The organism is Sinorhizobium sp. NG07B, from assembly GCF_002532005.1.
In the GTDB taxonomy this organism is placed as follows: Bacteria; Pseudomonadota; Alphaproteobacteria; order Rhizobiales; family Rhizobiaceae; genus Sinorhizobium; species Sinorhizobium fredii_C.
Genome location: NZ_NWTD01000019.1, coordinates 1 through 14199, shown reverse-complemented (window position 1 = coordinate 14199; position 14199 = coordinate 1). Strand labels below are relative to the sequence as shown.

The window sequence follows — 14199 nt, the reverse complement described above, 5'->3', positions numbered from 1 at the left end:
CAGGTCCCAAGATCATAAAGACGATACGGAATTTAACGCATTTTATTAGCTGAGACGCGGGATGCGAGCGAATTGCCGCTCATGATTTTTCAAAGTCCCGTTCTCGTTTTTTAAAGCATGTCGTTGCCCCGAAGGCTTTGATGCCTCGGCAACGAATCAGAGTCTCGGCGGAAACCGCCGTGGTCCGAGGAGCATGCCAATGTTGTTGCGTAAGGCTATTAAACGCTTCCTGGATGACAATCGTGGCTACGTCATCGCCTTGACGCTGATTTCCATGCCACTCCTGCTCGGTTTTTCGCTGCTCATCATTGACGTCGGCCGCACCGGCAATCTTCACACTGACCTGCAGAATGCGGTGGATGCCATGGCCCTTGCCGGCGCCCGCGAGCTCGACGGCCGCGACGATGCGATTACCCGCGCCGATGCGGCGATCGAGGCGCTCGCCAACAGTGCCGCCTTCGGCGGTGGCGGCACCGGCATGCAGCTCGGCTCGCACATCACCGTCACCTATGATGCAGGCAACGATGCCGGAAGCACTGTCACGGTCATCTACCTCAAGGAGATCCCGGCCGACGACGACAATCCGATCGAGGCCTCGATGATGGCGGCGGATGCGAACGAAGCGTCTTATGCTTGGGTTATTGCGAAACCGCAGGCAATGACGACGATCTTCCCGGTCCCAGTCGGGCTCAACCGTGATACCATCAATGTCTCCGCCGATGCCGTTGCTGTCTATCGCTCCAGCGCCTGCGACGTCACGCCGATCTTCATCTGCAATCCGTTTGAACCGGCCGGCAACACAAGCGCGACCGCCAACGAGGCGGCGGCCGAGGCGTTGCATACCAACTTTGCCGCCGGTAATCTGTATGGCCGCCAGATTGAGCTTCACAGCACCTCCTCGTCGGCGCCGGGCCCGGGCAACTTCGGCTTCCTGGCGACCTATGGCAACGGTGCAAACGTGCTCGCCGAGGCGCTCGCCACCGGTTCGCCGGGTGTGTGCTACAAGCAGGACGCGTTAGAGACGAAGACCGGCGCGATGGCGGGACCGGTTGAGGCGGGACTGAATACGCGCTTTGGCTTGTATTCCGGCTCATTCGGCAATGCACGCAGCGACGGACGTTACCGACCCGCTCGCAACGTGCGCTCTGCCCAGAACCAGACGGGCGGCGCCAACAAGATCTGCGGCGAATACAACCCGCTCATGAGCGGCGCCACCGTCGGCGACGTAACCAAGGCCGTGCCGCTCGGCTACGGCGCGTCGATGACCTCGCTGGCCGGCGGAAAGATCAGCGGCGGCAATGACTGGCAGTACAACAGCTACTGGAACGTTGCCCAAGGGAGCGGCGCTCCTTCCGTCAGCACGATCCTCAGCAATCATTCAAGTTATCCGTCGCCGACCGGCTCTCCGTCGCAGCCCTCCGCCTATGATGTCTACCGTTACGAGCTCAACAATTCCGCGATGATCAACCATGCCTCGGCCAGCGGAGAGACGGGCGCGCCTCTGACCGGCGGTCAGTGTTACACGGGCCCCGATCTCTCAAACTATACGAGCGGCGACTATGGCGACCGGCGCGAGATCTTCGCCGCCATCGTGAACTGCGGCTACGAAAATGCCGTCGGCCACCTGAACGGCCACAAGGAGACGGAGGCTGTCGCCTTCGCCCGCATGTTCCTGACAAAACCGGCGATCAAAGCCGGCAGCGAGCGCTATCTTTCGCTCGAAATGATCGACATCACCGGCAAGGGCGGCCGCGGCACGCTCGACGAGTTCCTTCGCGAAGAAGCGGAGTTGGTCCGATGAACGCATTTAGAAAAATCCTTCGCCGTCGGTTGCGGTTCCATTTCTGGTTGAGCGAAGATGCGGCTGTCCTTACTGAGACGATCATCGTGGTGCCGTTCGTCACCGTGTTTGCAGCGGGTATCCTGGAGTTCGGCAACCTCTTCTGGGAGCGGATGCAGATCGATGCCGGATTGCGCGACGCCGGACGCTACCTGGCACGCTGCCGACCGACGTCGCCGACCTACACGTCAACCTGTTCGGAGGGGACGGCGAAACTGATCGCCTTCTATGGAACGCAGAGCCCGGCAGACGGCGCTGTCCTGCGCGTCCCCGGCTGGGGGCCCGCCCTTGCCGACATCACAGTCAACGCAGTCGGTGCCGACGGAACTTTCACGATTGAAACTGCGCACATCTACGAAGCCTCGCCACTGTTTGGTTGGCTCGGCATTGATGACATCACCATCAGCGCCTCGCATGAAGAGAGGTATATGGGATGGTAATCTCTCAATTCCTCAAGCCTTTCAGGCAGGACGAAAGCGGCGTTGCCCTTACCGAGGCGCTGATCACTTTCCCGATCGTGATGCTGATGTTCGCAACCTTCATCGAATTCGGCTACGCGATGTCGCAATGGAACCAGACCGTCAAGGCGCTGCAGATGGGTGCAAGACTCGCGGCGGTCTCCGATCCACTCACCAGTGACTTTGACGACGTGTTCCCGACCGAGGCCGACAACCCGCTCAACAACGGCGATGCGACGCCGAACGACGCGACGATCACTTCCACCTGCGGTCCCGACCTTGCCAATTGCAGCGACGAGTTGAGCCGGATCGTGCTCGGCAGCGATGGCGCATGCGGGACGGCGGGCGATCCGCGCCCGGGAATTTGCGACATCAATTGGCGTATCCAGCCGGAGAACCTGGTCGTCACCTATCAGCGTTCCGGACTCGGCTACTGGGGGCGGCCCGAGGGCCCGGTGCTGACCATGCGCCTCGAAGTTCGCGATGTAACCCTCGAAATGCTCTTTCTGGGGCCCTTGCTCGGGCTCGATGAAATTGCGGTTCCGGCCCATCCGGTGACGATCACGACCGAAGACCTGCAAACATGCTCGACGTGCTAAACCCTTGATATAGCGTGGGAATTGCGAAATGACAGCGCATATGAACTTCGTAGCGACCACAAAGATCCTCGTTCTTTCCGACGACGCGGCGGCCGCAAGCTTCATGCTCGACACCTTTGGCTCGCTTTCGCGCTACGACGTACGGCACATGGCGCTGAAGGCCCTCGGCGAAAAGGGGCGGATCGACCCGACGCAGTTCGACATGATCGTCCTCGACGTTGACAATGGCGATGTCCTGCAACGGCCGGAGCTTATCGCGTTCCGAACGAACAACCGCAATATCCCGCTCGTGGTCGTCTCCGAAGAGCTGCGGGACGACAGGCTGCGGCTTCTCTTCCGACTGAACGGCAACGATTGGCTGAAAAAGCCGTTGGAACGCCGTGCGCTGATCGACATGATCTCCCTGCATGCGCCGACAGCGGGCGCGAGCGACAGCCGCGTCCATGCCGTCGTCTCGGCGGTCGGCGGGGCAGGGGCCAGCGTGATCGCCTCTTCGCTCGCCCATATTCTTGCACAGCCGACGAAGAATTCCGCACCGCGGGTCAATCTGTTCGATCTCGACTTTTCGTCCGGATCGCTCGGGCAGTATCTCAATCTCGTCAATGACTACGACCTGGTGCCGGTCATTGCCAATCCATCGCGGGTCGACGTCGAATTTGTCGATCTGGTGCGCAAGCGTCATTCAGGCGGCTTTTCGCTGCTGTCATTCAAGCAGCCTTCCGTCCTCCTCTCGCCCAAGGGGGCCGAACTGGTGCTGCGCATGCTCGATGTCGTCGCCTTCGAGAGCGACCAGACCATCCTGGACGTGCCCTACTACCAGACGCCATGGAAGGATGACGTGCTCGGATCGGTCAACAGCGTGACGATCGTTACGGAAATGACGATTCCGGCGCTTCACCAGGCAAAAGATCTGTTCCTCAATCTCACGCGGCTGCGTGGCAGTTCCGATTCCATTTTCGTCGTCATCAACAAGCACCGAAGCAGCCTGTTCAGCCTGGGGCTCCGCCGGCAACAGGTCGACAAGGTGTTCACGGACACCCAGGCGCATCTCATCGACTATGACTGGGAAACTCTGAGCGAGGCACTCAACCGCGGCGTGCTGCCCTTTGAGGTCAATGCCCGTTCTCACTTCTGCCGCGGTGTCGGCAAACTCGGAGCACTCGTACGATGAAGGCTCGCGTAGCGGAGAACAGGATACCGGGGCGCCAGGGGAGATGGCGGAACTGGATGGTGTGCGCAGCACTGGTCCTCGGCCTGGTTGACCTAGCCGACGAAGCGGGGGCCAACCAGCAGGTGCCGCGAAGCCTCGGGCCGAGCACGGCAACCATCGTGACCGCAGAGCAGAGCCATCCGCCGGGCACCATTGTCGTTCTCAGCGACAAGCGGACGCTCGATCTCGTTCTCTCCCGCGATCGTGCTCTCCGCTACCGGATCGGAGTCGGCCGCGACGGCTTTCGTTGGAGCGGCGTGGTGAAAGTCGGAAGAAAGGCCGAATGGCCCGACTGGCGACCGCCCGCCGAGATGAAAGCGCGGGTGCAGGGGCTTCCTGAACTCGTGCCCGCTGGGCCGTTCAATCCTATGGGGGCGCGAGGGATCTATCTCTACCGAGGCAATGCGGACACGCTTTACCGCATCCACGGCACGAACGAGCAGTCGACGGTCGGTGAATTTGCCTCCTCCGGCTGTTTCCGCATGAGCAACGCCGACGTCATCGATCTCTACAAGCGCGTGAAGGTCGGGGCCACGGTGGTCGTCAAGTAGGTGTAAGGAGTAAGGCTGATGGCGAACGGGTTTATAGGACGCTTTTACAAGCAGCCGCCGCAGGAGAGTGCGGAGCTCAGGCAGATTGCCGAGATTGCCGCCAATGGTGCAGCCGCGGTCGCTGCCGTGCCGAAGGAAGCGGTTACCGAAGCGACCGCGGAAGAGCAGGGGCCGCTCGGCCTTGATATGGTATCGGAGAGGGTCAACCTGCACCGCCACCTCTTGGACCAGATCAATCTAGGCATCCTTGACACACTCGACGAGGAAGAGATTGCCGCCGAGATCCGGCCGCTGGTCAAGGAATACATCCGTCGCAACAACTCACCGTTGAATGCCAAGGAAATCAACGACCTCGTCCGCGACATCACCGACGAGATGCTGGGGCTTGGGCCTATTGAACCGCTGCTGGCCGATGAAACCGTCGCCGATATCCTGATCAACGGCCACAAAAGCGTCTATGTGGAGCGCCGTGGTCAGCTCGAGAGCACCGCGGTCCGCTTCAAGGACGAGGATCACCTTCTTCGGGTGATCAACAAGATCGTCTCTGCCGTCGGGCGACGGGTCGATGAATCGACACCGATGGTCGACGCCCGCCTCAAGGACGGCTCGCGCGTCAACGTCGCAATCCGGCCAATCTCCGTCGACGGGCCGCTCGTTTCCATCCGCAAATTTACCCGCAAGCCGCTGACGCTCGAGCGCCTCGTCGAATATGGCGCCATGGCGGATCAAATGCGCATTCTGCTCAGCGCAGCGGTCAAGGGCAGGGTGTCGATGATCATCTCGGGCGGTACCGGCTCGGGCAAGACCACTCTGCTCAATGCACTTTCCTCGCAGATTTCGGAGAAGGAGCGGCTGATCACCATCGAGGATGCCGCGGAACTGCAACTCCAGCAACCGCATGTCGGCCGCATGGAAACCAGGCCGCCGACGCTCGACGGCCGCAACGAGATCCGCCAGCGCGAACTCCTGAAGAACGCGCTGCGCATGCGCCCCGACCGTATCATCGTCGGCGAAGTGCGTGGCGAGGAGGCCTTCGACATGCTGCAGGCGATGAATACCGGCCACGAAGGATCGATGACCACCATTCACGCCAATACGCCGCGCGATGCGGTGAGCCGCCTTGAGCAGATGGTCGGCATGGCCGGCATGCCGATGTCGCAGTTGAGCGTACGCTCGCAGATCGCCTCGGCGATCACGATTATCGTCCAGGTGCAGCGGTTGAGCGACGGTAGCCGCAAGGTCGTTTCGGTCTCCGAGATCACCGGCATGGAAGGCGAGGTCGTGCAGATGCAGGAGATTATGCGCTTCAAGAAGACCGGCACCGACGAAAATGGCCGCATTCAGGGCGAGTTCCGCGCCACCGGCCTACGACCGCGTTTCATCGAGGAATTCGCCGAAGTGGGAGTCATCATTTCCCCGGCGATCTTCGAACCCGGTAAACCACTTCACACGGGACCCGGCAAGCCATGACCCTCATCCTCCTCTATGCCGCCGTATTCGTCGCCGCGCTGGTCGCTGCAGAAGCGCTGCTGCGCAGCTATTTCCGAAGCTCGGAGCGCCACAAGGCGGTTAACCATCGCCTGAGCCTCATCGAGGGGAGCGAGGACCATCGCGAGACCTACCACGAGATGCTGAAGGCACGCGGCGTCGACGGGGACTCTCGGTGGCAGCCCCTGTTGCAGCGGCTACGGCGGTACTATGTGCAATCCGGCATCAAGTTCGATGCCAAGCGATTTGCCCTCTACGGCGCCGCCGCCGCCATGGGCATCTGGCTGGCACTTCAGTTTCTCCTGCCAAGCAACCTCGTCCGGATACCGCTCTTCCTTGCTATCTGCCTGCTAGTGCCGGCGGTTGTCGTCTGGCGGGTGCGCGCCAGGCGCATGCACAAATTCGCAGAAAAGCTGCCGGAGGCGCTCGACGTCGCCAACCGGAGTCTGGCGGCGGGACACCCGCTTCCAGCGGCGATCGCGCTCGTGGCACGTGAAATGCCGGACCCGGTCGGCACCGAATTCGGCCTTCTGTCGGACGAACTAACCTATGGAGTCACGCTCGACGACGCGCTCATGAACCTTAACGACCGCGTCGGCGTCGAAGACCTCAATCTCCTAGCCATATCGCTCAGCGTCCAGGCTGGGACCGGCGGCAACCTCGTCGAGATCCTGCAAAATCTCTCGAAAACGCTCCGCGACAGGTTCATGCTGAAGGCGAAGGTCAAGGCGATCTCCGCGGAGGGGCGCATCACGGCGATCTTCATGTCGATCTATCCGTTCCTGCTCTACGGTATGATCAAGGCGCTGTCGCCGACCTATTTCGATCCACTCTGGAACAGTGGCTACGGCACCACCATCGTTTCGGGGCTGCTCGTCGTAATGGCGATCGGCAACGTCATTCTCTATAAAATGGTCCACTTCGAGTATTGAGGCGCCGCCATGTGGAACGAGTACGGTATATACCTCATCGTCTTCTTCTCGGTCATGATCTTTTCTGCGGCTGCGTCTGAAGTCGTTTTCCGTCGGCGCGAGGTGGGTGTCCGGCTTTCGGAGACCAAATCGCGGGTGACGGGCAATGATATCGCGGATGGCGCGATGGCGGATCTCGGCGAGGCCGAGAACCGCCTGATCCGCCGCTATTTCGAGATCACCCGACACGACACCAACGTGAATTCCACGCAGAACCGGCTCATTCGCGCCGGTTATTTCAGCGCCAATGCGGTCACCACCTTCCAGGCGATCCGCGCGATCGTCTGCATCGGTATGATGGTCCTGACGGTCTGGGCGTTCAATCGCTTCTTCCCCGAGACGACGCGGATGATGACCTTGCTTGTTGGCATGTTCGCCGCCGGCACGACCTTTATTCTGGTGAACATCTACATCGATCGGCGCGGTGACGCGAAGGAGCGCGAGTATCGCCGTCTCTTCCCGGATTTCATGGACATGCTGATCGTCTGCCTGGATGCGGGCATGAGCCTTGAAGCCGCGGCAAACCGCGTCGCGCGGGAGTTCGTCAGCAAGCGGAAGGACTTCGGCCTCCATCTTTCGATCATGATGCTCGAGGTGCGCGGCGGTCGGCGGCTGCGCGAAGCGCTTGCCAATCTCGCGGCGCGGCTCAGAATCGACGAGGCGCGGGCACTTGCGGTGCTTTTCCGCCAGTCGGAAGAACTCGGAACCAGCGTCACGCAGACGCTCAGGGTTTATAGCAAGGAAATGCGCGACATGCGCGTCGTCCGGGCGGAGGAAAAGGCCAATGCATTGCCGATCAAGATGCTGCTGCCGCTCGGCGCCTTCCTGTTTCCGGTAAGTCTTGTCATCGTTTTGGTGCCGGTCGTCATTCGCGTCATCAGTCTCATCGTCGGCCTGACGCCCGGCGGTTAAGGAAAAGCGGGGTTCCCATGCATTCGCTCAATCAGGTTCATGAAGATAGCGCTCCGGAACTCGACGCCCGTATGCCGCTGGCGCCGATGAGCGTGGAAGAAACGGGGCTCGAGTTCTCCTTTCTGCTGCGGCTCGCCGCAAAATGCGCGACCGAGCAGGACACGGTGACGCCATCGCATCTGGCGGAACGGATGAAACTGCCCAAGGCTGTGATCAATCTACTGGTCAAGGAACTGGTGAAGCTCGCCTATATGGAGGCAAGGGGTCTGGCCGGGGAGGACGCGAGGTCCGACATCCGCTACGCGCTTTCGACCAAGGGCATGGAATATGCCCATGCAGCCATTCGCCAGTCCTCCTATGTGGGGCCGGCGCCGGTCTCGCTCGACGCCTTTTGCCGCCAGCTCGGCCTGCAGTCCATTCACCATGAGCGCGTGACCCAGGAAGGACTGCTCGCCAGCCTCGAGGGGCTGGTGCTGTCACAGTCGCTGGTCGAGAAGCTGGGTCCCGCTATGAATTCGGGGCAATCCATCCTGCTTTACGGCCCGCCCGGTAACGGCAAGACCAGCATCGCCGAGCGCACCTCGCGCCTGTTCCGACAGACGATCTGGGTGCCCTATGCCATCGAGGTCGGCGGTTACGTCATCAGCTTCTACGACGAAGCGGTTCACCAGCCGGTGAACGGGATGCCCTATCCGAAGGCCGATCAGCGTTGGGTCGAATGCCGGCGTCCGGTGATCAAGACCGGCGGCGAACTGACGCTCGACCTGCTCGACCTCGCCTACAGCGAAGGCTCGACGGTGTATGAGGCGCCGCTGCATCTCAAGGCCTCCGGCGGTGTCTTCATCATCGACGACTTCGGCCGCCAGCAGGTGATGCCGCAGGCGCTCATCAACCGCTGGATCGTGCCACTCGAGCGCGGCTACGACTTCCTGACCCTGCATACGGGCAAGAAATTCAAGGTTCCTTTCGATGAGCTCGTTGTCTTCTCGACCAACATTGCCCCGAAGGAACTTTCCGACGAGGCTGGGCTGCGGCGGCTGAAATACAAGATATTCGTCAACAATCCTTCTCGAGAAGAATATATCCAAATATTCGAGGCCTATGCGCGAGGCGTGGCAGTAGAGATGTCTGTGTCGGACTTGGAGCTGTTCTACGATCGGAAATACGGTGGCGAATCACTGGGCTCCTGCTACCATCCGAAGTATCTTCTCGACTTTATCGGGTCCTATTGCGCGTTCAACGGATTGCGAAAGGTCGCATCGCTGGAGATGCTGGAACGGGCGTGGGAAGGGGTCTTCACGGCGGACTAGCCGTCGGGCGGCGGAAAGATTCATGGGTATCGAGGCGGAGCACTTGCCTCGGCAACATCTGCCCCGACGTCCCGGGGATTTGGTAGTTCGGGGGCCACGGCCCGGTTTGGGGCGGAGTAAGGTGATGGTTGGCATGGCGAATATCGAGATCGAACCCGACGCGCGACGCGAAAAAGCGGATGAGCCTGTCCGAAAACGGGCTGCGCCATTCATTGCTCTGGCACTGGTGTTTCTGCCGCTGAACGCCGGTATACTGCTCTACACGGCCAAGAACGCAGCAGACGTCCGAGAAAGCCGCGAAACACTCGCAGGCGTGAAGCGCTCCATTGACGGACTGAAGCTTCAACTCGAAAAACAGAGCCGCAACATCGCCAGGGTCGCAGGAGCCGATGAACTGGCGATCGTTCGCCAGCGGGTTGAGAACCTGCAGAAGGCGGTCTCGGAGCTGGACGACGGAATGCGCTCGGGCCTTCCGAGTTCCGGCGGCTCGGTTATCCTGAGCGCCCCGGGCAAGGGGGCGACGCAGCGCCTCGAGCCCTCGCTGACTACGGCTGCCACGGAGTTGCAGCCCCAGGACGGCAGCCTGCCCGCTATCGGGAGCGAGGGCGCCCCATCCAACTTGCCGCGTTACGAAAGATCGATTTCGCCGGAAGGCAAGTTGATCCTGCGGAAGGTGCGATAGCCGAAGCTATGTGGCAATCAAAGCGGCGAGAACGCGCAGGCTACAGCGGCGGCGTGTGACCGGAAAACATGCGATAGAACTGAAGCAGTTCTTAACTTGTAGCCGGTCCAAGAATTGATCGACAGACATGCGGCAATTAAAAAAACTACAGCGCCGCGCGTCTGATAAGACGCGCGGCGCTGTAGGGTTTTTGCGAAACATGCGGTCGGCAGTCCGCCGGCTATTACCGCTGCGCGTATTTGACGCTGTTCTTCATCAGCTCGAGATTGCGCGCCGTCGTCTCATTCGCAGGGTCGAGCTCATACGCCTTGAGAAAGTACTGGCGTGCGCGCGGCAAGTCGCCGCGCAGAAGATGGGAATAGCCGACATTGTTGTAATAAACCGGACTCTTGCCGATCATCTTGGAGAGTTGCTGATAGGCCCGATCCGATGTGTCGAACCGTCCGATCATGTCAGCAGAGGCAGCGAAGCCGAGCCAAGCAGCGGGGTCCTGCGGAAAAACGGCAACCGCACGTTTATATATGGCGTAGGATTTGCCGTAGTTCTTTTCCTTGAACTGCAACTTGCCGGTCGGGATCAGTTCGTCGTTCTTGTAGAAGGCGACGGCCGAGTCGTCCTCAAGGGTTTTGGCACTATCGCCAAATGCCGCAACGTCGTCGAAAGCAGCCGATTGGCATCCGCAAACGAAGAGCGCGACCAACAGCAATGGCGAAAGACGACCAAGTCGTGACTGAGTTTGATAGGTCAATATTCATCCCCTAAACACTGGGCCAACCTAGACTCACGCTCGCTCGCGCTCACTCAAAATCTTATGCGATAGAAGCTAACAAATAAAGAATTCGCGCCATGAGTCGCCATAAAGAGACACATGCCTCCGGCCGCGATGGCGCTGCCTGAGGGAAGCTTGCGTCCAGCCAGTTGCTTGCCGCCGGCCAAGCCGAGCGGGAACCCCGGAGAGGGAGCGAGTTGAAGATGCCGGTCGTGCTTTGCTCTCGCTCGTCTGCTTGCGACGTTGGTGGTGCGAGCAATCGTAAGCGCGCGAGCTCCGCATTCCCGGCAAGAAGGAAGCTTCACAACTGCATTCCGCCTACAGCAACAACTGTAGCCGCAAAGTTTGAATACCCTCATCCTGCGCGGCAATCCCGGCAGGATCGAAGGGTATTTTGGGGCGCGACGTCTCTCCTTGTGAAAAAACTGCTTTGCTCCGGGCGCGTCACAACAGGCGGCAAAAGGCAATCGTTCCGCAGCCCGGGAATTCCCGCGCATCCGGCCACTCTTCTCGGGTGCGACGGCAGACGCGGCGCGCGGCTGCCCGATTGAACCTTCGGGGATTTCTGAACCGCAATTACCGTGAGGCGAGCGTTGACGCAGCATTCTGACCGAATGAGCGCGCTCATTAGGCACCATACTCTGGTTGACGGCGATCTGAGCTAGTCCATCGTGAGTAGAAATGAACGGTGCGATAACTATCGGAACTTAGCGATAATGACAATGGCGCTCGTTAATAGTATCGATAAAACACAATTAGACCAAGTATTGATTGTTCAAGAGCGTGCCAGTTCAATAATTAAATTTCTTTTTCATGAGGTCGAATAGTATCGACACGTAATCAGCAAGATCTTGAGAGTGCTAAGGAGGGCAAAATGGAACGCAAGAGCTCGACCCTGAGCAATGCTGAAGAGCGCAATAAGGCGTTGCCGAAGAAAAACAAGGTCGTCATTCTCGCCAAGGCCGATCTGTTGTCCGAGTGTCTGACGCAGGCGATCAGCATGCGTTTTCAAGGTCAAGACGTCGTAAGCCTTCCCGATACCGAGGGTCTTTTGACCAGCAATCTTATCGGCGTAAGCCTGATCATGCTCTATCGTCTGCCGGCGGCAGTATTTCCATCATTCATGAGGACGATTCACGAGCTCCATCCAAATGCTGCGATCGGCCTGATGGTGCAGAATGCGGACGAACTCGACTCGTCAATTGCGGAACTTGTCGACGAAGGGTTGCTTCAAGGCGTCCTGCCCCTGAATCTCAATCTCGACGTATGCCTCAGCGCCATCGATCTCTTGATGAAGGGCGGCGAGCATTTTCCCGCTGCATTGCTTCGGTGTCTGGTGCCGAGAGCGCTCGCAGGGGGCGGCGTTGTCGCGCAAAAACAGGCGATTTCGGAAGATATCAATATGGAACGCGAGGCCGACATTGCCCCAAGCCTCCTGAGCGCGCGAGAGATCCAGGTTCTCGATCTCGTATGCAAGGGCACACGGAACAAGATCATCGCAGATCGTCTCGGGCTTGCCGAAAACACCGTCAAGGTGCATGTCCGCAACATCTACCAGAAGATGAAAGTGCGCAATCGGACGGAGGCGGCGTCGCGCTACTTGGAAGCGACGCTGGTTTCGCCTCGCTCCGCACCAGTCGCGCGGACGCCCTGACCCAAGTGTCGGCTTGAATGTCGTGGCTCCGCGACTACAGCGCGGCGCGTCTTATCAGTCGATCGTGAACAACAGGCGGACTTAAAAGCGGCGAATTCCCTCGGCCCTGCAGCAGCACAGGAAGTGCCTGAGCGCGAACCAGTTGATGGGGCGAGAAAGTTTTAGCCGGCGACAGCCTGCCGGTTCCAATGAAGCCGCCCCAAACGCCATCTCAAACTTGGTCTATTGCCTCAGAATGTTGAGTATGTCCGCCGACTCTTTGCCTGAAGTTCAGCAGTGCCATCTCGCAAACGAGGTTCGATCCTATTCATGCGTCTTCCCCCCATTACTCCGCGTTAACGCCGTTTGCAGAGGAATCGAATAACCGGCTAAGCGATCGCCTTCGTGGAGGTCGTCTGAAATCGGTTGCAGCCGCTATAGGTCACGGGGATGCGCTTGCGCTGGATTGCGGCTTTTCTCGTTGAATAGGTCCGCGGCACCGTTTGACGTGCGGTGATCCTCACGAACCGGCGCTAGGTAGGTGGGGAACCGTGGTCGCATGTCTCGTCGAGTGTGCGGCCTTGGGCGTCGCAAGCTCGTAGGCATTGGCCTGCTGCCGGTTCTACGGCCGACTTGAAGGCGCAAGACAGTCACGCAGGTTACCTGCGGCGAAGGTCGGCTCGGACGCCAATCCGGTCCTTCCAGGTGTCGCCGTCAGCGGCACAGGTGGGTCGAGTGGAGCCGCTCTTCACGAGCCCGGTGCACGGGTTGTTCGCGTTCTGGGCCAAGAAGATCGCATAATGTGTCGTCCGGAACGCCCCCAGTCGGGGGGGCCGCATGCACGCCCTACGCATTGTTGGTTGTGATTTGGCAGCGGCTGGTTGCGCTGCACCCTTTTGCTGTTCTTTTTCGCGCCTGCGAACAGATCGCTTCTGCAACCCGCCGGACGAGAGACATTCCTCCCAGTTCTACGTTCGGCCAGAAAGAGGATCCGAACATGGGTGATCTCCTGAAAGGTATCTCCAATTTTCGCGGCGCGGTGTTTCCCAACCAATCGGCGCTTTACCGCAAGCTGGCGAGGGAAGGCCAGCAACCGCAAGCTTTGATGATATCCTGCGCCGATAGCCGGGTGATGCCCGAGACGATCACGCAAGCCGGGCCCGGAGATCTCTTCGTCTGCCGCAATGCCCGCAACATCGTTCCGCCGTTCTCGACCCTCAACGGTGGGGTCTCCTCGGCAATCGAATATGCCATTCTGACAGAGAGCCAGTGACAGCGGCTGACGCAGGGTAGCAACGCCAGCTAAAGGCCGCTTCGGGGCCGACAGGGGACGTTCTCTCGGACTGTCGCCGGCGACGGATTCGGGTCGATCTGTCCGGTTCAGTTTCGTCGCAGTAGGGTGAGAACGGATTATATGTCGGCATTTGCGCCTGAAGCGGAAAGTCGCCGCGATTTATATGTTCTTGCTTCGAAAATCGTAAAATGTATCAACCGAAACTCTGAAAGCGGCCGTCCGCTCCCTCAGATATGGTACTAGAGCTCGTTGAAGCCCTCCAAGAACCGGATAATGTCGTCGACCATCGGGGCGTCCCAGAGGTCATTATGGCCGGAGCCGTCGTAGATCAGCATTTGCTTGGGCTTGGGTGCGATTTTATACAGCGCCTCGCCCGAGGAAAGCGGAATGACAGCGTCACGCCGCCCGTGGATGAACAGCTTCGGCTGCCTGACCTCTGCTATTCTCAGGTCGGAGCGGAACGGATCCTTGATAAGGAGTGC

At 59.7% G+C, this 14199-nt stretch carries 13 protein-coding genes and 1 pseudogene; 12 read left to right on the top strand and 2 right to left on the bottom strand.

Annotated features, from left to right (window positions below; genetic code table 11):
• The first annotated feature begins 199 nt into the window (after window positions 1-199).
• From CO664_RS28075 to CO664_RS28030, 10 genes are read left to right on the top strand one after another with little or no spacing between them, the layout of a single operon-like run.
• Window positions 200-1801, top strand: a complete 1602-nt coding sequence (locus CO664_RS28075) for a pilus assembly protein TadG-related protein (protein WP_097540590.1) — start codon at window positions 200-202, stop codon at window positions 1799-1801.
• Entirely contained in the window at window positions 1798-2280 is a 483-nt protein-coding gene (locus CO664_RS28070; protein WP_097540589.1) for a TadE/TadG family type IV pilus assembly protein, read from the top strand. The genes CO664_RS28075 and CO664_RS28070 overlap by 4 nt, the downstream gene beginning before the upstream one ends.
• On the top strand, window positions 2274-2897 hold the full coding sequence (locus CO664_RS28065; protein WP_097540588.1) for a TadE/TadG family type IV pilus assembly protein: 624 nt from the start codon (window positions 2274-2276) through the stop codon (window positions 2895-2897). The genes CO664_RS28070 and CO664_RS28065 overlap by 7 nt, the downstream gene beginning before the upstream one ends.
• 28 nt (window positions 2898-2925) lie before the next feature.
• The gene (locus CO664_RS28060) at window positions 2926-4068 is read left to right on the top strand and encodes a pilus assembly protein (protein WP_037387855.1); all 1143 of its coding nucleotides are present in this window, start codon (window positions 2926-2928) and stop codon (window positions 4066-4068) included.
• A 56-nt stretch (window positions 4069-4124) separates the two neighbouring features.
• On the top strand, window positions 4125-4658 hold the full coding sequence (locus tag CO664_RS28055) for a L,D-transpeptidase (protein ID WP_234820056.1): 534 nt from the start codon (window positions 4125-4127) through the stop codon (window positions 4656-4658).
• Window positions 4659-4676: 18 nt separating this feature from the next.
• Window positions 4677-6128 (top strand): CpaF family protein, encoded by a 1452-nt coding sequence (locus tag CO664_RS28050; RefSeq protein ID WP_097540586.1) that lies wholly within the window; start codon window positions 4677-4679, stop codon window positions 6126-6128.
• Complete coding sequence (locus CO664_RS28045; protein ID WP_097540585.1) at window positions 6125-7078, top strand: type II secretion system F family protein; 954 nt, start codon at window positions 6125-6127, stop codon at window positions 7076-7078. The genes CO664_RS28050 and CO664_RS28045 overlap by 4 nt, the downstream gene beginning before the upstream one ends.
• 9 nt (window positions 7079-7087) lie before the next feature.
• A complete protein-coding gene (locus tag CO664_RS28040; protein WP_097540584.1) occupies window positions 7088-8029 on the top strand; it encodes a type II secretion system F family protein in 942 nt (313 codons plus the stop codon).
• A gap of 17 nt (window positions 8030-8046) precedes the next feature.
• Window positions 8047-9339: an AAA family ATPase gene (locus tag CO664_RS28035; RefSeq protein WP_097540583.1), complete on the top strand. Its 1293-nt coding sequence runs from the start codon at window positions 8047-8049 to the stop codon at window positions 9337-9339.
• A 22-nt stretch (window positions 9340-9361) separates the two neighbouring features.
• Entirely contained in the window at window positions 9362-10021 is a 660-nt protein-coding gene (locus tag CO664_RS28030; protein ID WP_234820050.1) for a hypothetical protein, read from the top strand.
• A gap of 223 nt (window positions 10022-10244) precedes the next feature.
• On the opposite strand, the gene CO664_RS28025 is transcribed toward CO664_RS28030, so the two are convergent.
• Window positions 10245-10727: a tetratricopeptide repeat protein gene (locus CO664_RS28025; RefSeq protein WP_234819551.1), complete on the bottom strand. Its 483-nt coding sequence runs from the start codon at window positions 10725-10727 to the stop codon at window positions 10245-10247.
• A 937-nt stretch (window positions 10728-11664) separates the two neighbouring features.
• On the opposite strand from CO664_RS28025, the gene CO664_RS28020 reads away from it, so the two are divergent.
• A complete protein-coding gene (locus CO664_RS28020; RefSeq protein ID WP_103451129.1) occupies window positions 11665-12444 on the top strand; it encodes a response regulator transcription factor in 780 nt (259 codons plus the stop codon).
• Between the two features lie 976 nt (window positions 12445-13420).
• Window positions 13421-13681 (top strand): annotated as a pseudogene (locus tag CO664_RS28015) (carbonic anhydrase); the annotation flags it as partial.
• Between the two features lie 275 nt (window positions 13682-13956).
• On the opposite strand, the gene CO664_RS28010 reads toward CO664_RS28015, so the two are convergent.
• On the bottom strand, window positions 13957-14199 hold a 243-nt coding region (locus tag CO664_RS28010), incomplete at its 5' end, for an alpha/beta hydrolase (RefSeq protein WP_141471812.1).